The organism is Cyanobacteriota bacterium (genome assembly GCA_025054735.1).
Taxonomy (GTDB): domain Bacteria; phylum Cyanobacteriota; class Cyanobacteriia; order SKYG9; family SKYG9; genus SKYG9.
Genome location: JANWZG010000384.1, coordinates 1 through 3,799 on the forward strand (window position 1 = coordinate 1; position 3,799 = coordinate 3,799).

General features: G+C 51.0%; 2 protein-coding genes. Both read right to left on the reverse strand.

Translation table 11 applies throughout. The features are described 5' to 3' along the window. On the reverse strand, nt 1–1,941 hold a 1,941-nt coding region (locus tag NZ772_15425), incomplete at its 3' end, for an efflux RND transporter permease subunit (GenBank protein MCS6814946.1). Nucleotides 1,942–2,022: 81 nt separating this feature from the next. Continuing rightward, nucleotides 2,023–3,495 carry an efflux RND transporter periplasmic adaptor subunit gene (locus NZ772_15430; GenBank protein MCS6814947.1) on the reverse strand — a complete coding sequence of 491 codons (1,473 nt, stop codon included), beginning with the start codon at nt 3,493–3,495 and terminating at the stop codon, nt 2,023–2,025. Nucleotides 3,496–3,799: the final 304 nt, after the last annotated feature.

A 3,799-nucleotide genomic window follows, 5' to 3' on the forward strand; every position in this document is an offset into this window, starting at 1 on the left:
AGGCCGCTCATGCCAGGGTTTTAGAGTAGTGAAAATTATGCCGTTGTTAGGGGTAGCACCACTGAAGCTAAATCCCCCCACGGCAAAGATGTTTTTAACCTCAGGGATTTCCTTCATCGCTGCCTCAGCCTTTTCCAGCACTTTCTCGGTATAGCTGAGGGAAACCCCTTCAGGGGCTTGAATGATGGTAATGAAGTAGCCCTGGTCTTCATCGGGCAAAAAGCCACCGGGCACGATCGTGTACACCCAGTAGGTGAGGGCAAGCGCGCCTCCGAATAGGAATAAGACTAGGCCCTTGCGACGAATGATGGCAGCGACATTTTGAGCATAGCTCTGGCGAATGTTGTCAATAATACGGTTAATGCCATTGAAGAACCAGTTGTTGGGTGCCTGTCCCCGTCGCAGCAAAACGGCTGACAGTGTAGGAGTGAGGGTAATGGCATTGAAGGTAGAAACCGTGATGGAAAAGGCAATAGTCAAGGCAAACTGCTGATAAAGCCGCCCCGTGGTGCCGGGGAAGAAAGCAATGGGTACAAACACAGTAATCAGCACGATCGAAGTGGCGATGACGGCTCCCAACAATGCATTCATCGAAGAAATTGCCGCCTCTACTGGATGCATGGTTTCGTCTTGAACACGCCGAGTAATGTCTTCAACGATCACGATCGCATCATCCACCACTAGACCAGTGGCTAGGGTCAAGCCAAATAACGTCAGGGTATTGATGGAAAAGCCCATCAACTTCACAAAGATGAAGGTGCCAATCAGAGCCACGGGAATAGCAATCGAGACAATAACTGCCGATCGCCAATTTTGCAAGAACAGGAAAATAATTAGGACTACCAGCACAATGGCCAGCAGCAGGGAAATCAACACCTCTCGTGCCCCAGCCTGAATAAACAGTGTTGTGTCAAAGGCAATTTCATAGCGCATTCCCGGGGGAAAATTCTTCGCCAGGTCTGCCATTTCCTGCTTCACTGCCGCTGCTGTATCCAACGCATTGCTGCCAAACTGCTGACTTACCCCCAAACCAATACCCCGGTGAGAGACCCGATCGTCGGCCGTAAATCGCAGTACCGAGCTATAGTTTTCTGCCCCCAGTTCTGCCCGGCCCACATCTCGAAACCGGATGAGATTGCCATTATCTTCCGTGCGAATTACTAGATCATTAAACTCCTCAACTGTCTTGAGTCGTCCTTGGGCCGTAACTGAATACTGATATTGCTGATCGCTTGAGATAGGGGGTTGACCAATTTGACCAGCCCCTAATTGCAGATTTTGTTCCCGCAGGGCCGTGACCACATCCTGGGGAGTTAGGCGACGGCTAGCAAGCCGATCGGGATCCAGCCAGAGGCGCATGGCATACTTCCGTTCCCCAAAAATCTGTACGTTGCCTACACCTTTAATACGCTTAAGGGCATCCACAATGTACAGATCGGCATAGTTACTTAGGTAAACATCATCATAGCGGTCTTTCCCTGTCTGCTCATCACGTTCAGCGTAGAGGCCGATCGCGAGCAAAAAGCCTGTGTTGGCCTTGCCTACCCGTACACCCGTTTGCACCACCGGTCCCGGCAGCCGCGACTCCACAGTGGATACCCTATTCTGCACATCCACTGCGGCCAAATCTTGGTTTTTGCCCAGCTCAAAGGTCAGGGAAATATTGCTAGTGCCATCACTGGCACTAGTGGACTTAATGTATCTGACATCCGATAGGCCATTTAGCTCCCGCTCTAGAATATTGGTCACAGTCGATTCCACCACCTCAGCGCTAGCGCCAACGTAGTTAGAGGTCACCGTAATCTGAGGGGGGGCTATTTCAGGATATTGAGCAACGGGCAACGTTGGAATGCAGGCAATCCCTAACAGCGTCACCACGATCGAACATACAGAAGCAAAGATTGGGCGACGGATAAAGAAGTCAGCGATAGAAAAGATCATGGCAGCTTGGATGAATTATGTGGCTTGCCTTACGGCATCAGTTCAGTCGGCAGCTAAGACGCAGGACAATCAACCTATTACCTACTGCTTCAGAGTTTTTGCATCAACAATTTGCATACAGTTTTGCAACGCAAGGATACCCGTGGGAATAATCCGATCGCTGGCTGTCAACCCCTCTAGAATCTCTTGATCGTTGCCAATGATTTTGCCCAGGGTTACTGGCTTTTGATAGGCAACGGGTTGATCAGGTTGAGGCTTGGGGGGTGGTCCACCAAAGCTGCGCGCTTGAGGCTGCTGATCGCAATCAGTGTCCTTATAGGGTACTTGCACGAACACGAAATTTTGTCCGGCTAGACGAGAAATGGCACTAGTCGGCACCAACACCCCAGGACGAGTTGCCCAAATAATGCGGGCACGGAGAAACTGATTCACCCGCAGTTGACCGCTGGCGTTGTTAAACACGGCCTTGGCTCGGACAGATTGGCTGCTAGGGTTGACATTGGGAGCAATGAAGGAAATTTGTCCCCGTTGCAAGGGTTTATTATCTGCACCCAACAATTCCACCGGCAGACCCAACTTAAGGCTAGTTGCCCGTTCAATAGGAACATCGATCTGCACTTCCAGTTGTCGGTTTTGGGTAATAGTCATAAGTTGACTAGCAGAGTTAACGAAGTCCCCTACCTTAACTGGAATATCGCCGACGATGCCATCGATCGGAGCTGTGACTGTGTAGCGCTCCAACTCCACCCGTTCTCGTTCAGCAGTGGCCGCGGCCCGCTCTACCGATCGTTGGCTACTCGCAATGTTAGACTCAGCACGGGCAATCGCTGCTCGCTGTGCTTGAATATCAGCATCAATCTGGTCTAGGGCTGCCTCTGCCAGCCGCAGGGAATTTTCTCGCTGGTCGAGAAATTGCTTACTAGCTGCTCCTTCCTTGTACAGCGCTAGGGAGCGGCGATATTCTTCACGACTGAAGTCCAAATCTGCAACCCGTGACGCTCGCCGTGCTTGTAAGGACTGGAGCGTTTCCCTAGCACTATTGGCTTCAGCCCGTGCGGCCTCAACCTGTGCCTGAGAGCTTTCAACTGCGGCAATCTGGCTATCAACCTCTGCCTGCTGCTCAGCCCCGTCAATCTGGAGCACGGGTTCTCCTGCCCTTACCCGATCGCCTGGCTTGACGTAGATGTCGAGCACTTGGCCAGAGACTCGTGGCTGTAACGTAATCGACTGCCGTGATTGCAAGTTGGCCACATACTCCGAGCTATCCTCAATCACCGTCTCCTTGGGATTGCTCAGTTGCACCGGGGTAGGCTGGGGCTTGATCTTGCTGAACATCAGAATTGGGATAACGATGTTACGAGCAACTACCCAACCAATACCTAGAACAATCAATCCGCCCAGCACTAACCAGCCAATAGGAAGTCGCTTACCTGGCTGTGATGGCTGAGACTGGTCAGTGTCAGACGCTGTTGGTGAAACAGTTGTTGGTGAAATAGTTGTCACACTGCTCCGATCAGCATCACTCTCATCATAGTCAACGCTCTCCGTACTCATGTGCCCTCGTGCTGTAAGGAACTACAGATAAGAATACTTAATAAAAGTAAATATGAAGTAAACATTAAGTGTGCTGGTGATCGCTATGAATCCTCCAATCGGGTGATCTTTCTGGCATGGTCAGCCGTGTCACTGGCCCACTACCCACTACTATGGAAAAACAAAGAACAAGTGACTAGGAAAAAATGCCAAACCCGATCGTGATTTTGCCGGGATATTTTGCTGGTGCTGACGAATATCGCCCCCTGGCGGATTATCTACAACAGGCAGGGTTTTCTGTGACGATCGTACCCCTGCGTAAGTG